The organism is Paraburkholderia sp. SIMBA_053, assembly GCF_046534895.1.
Classification (GTDB): domain Bacteria; phylum Pseudomonadota; class Gammaproteobacteria; order Burkholderiales; family Burkholderiaceae; genus Paraburkholderia; species Paraburkholderia caledonica.
On record NZ_JAWRXU010001281.1, the window covers coordinates 1 to 250 of the forward strand.

Genomic DNA, 250 nt, shown 5'->3' on the forward strand with positions numbered 1-250 from the left:
GTTGGCAGCATCGGGAAGGGTAGTATCGATAGTTGATATGTCAGTACCGCAAAACCTGATGGCGGGCTGGTTAGCTAATGCCGAGATCCACTTTGTTTTTACCACCCAATCGGCCAAGCGGCTGGCTGACATCGCCAAGGCAGTCGATGCAGGCGGCATTAAGCCTATCGTCGAGCGGGTGATGAAGCTAACGGAAATAGTGGCGGCGCATGACCTTATTGAAGCCGGAAGCCGAAAAGGCAAGATAGCG

The 250-nt window shown here is 53.6% G+C and carries 1 protein-coding gene; it reads left to right on the top strand.

From position 1 onward, the window contains the following. Position 1: 1 nt before the first annotated feature. Positions 2 to 250 (top strand): zinc-binding dehydrogenase (locus tag SB753_RS39755; RefSeq protein ID WP_410805506.1); only part of this gene is annotated, 249 nt, incomplete at its 3' end.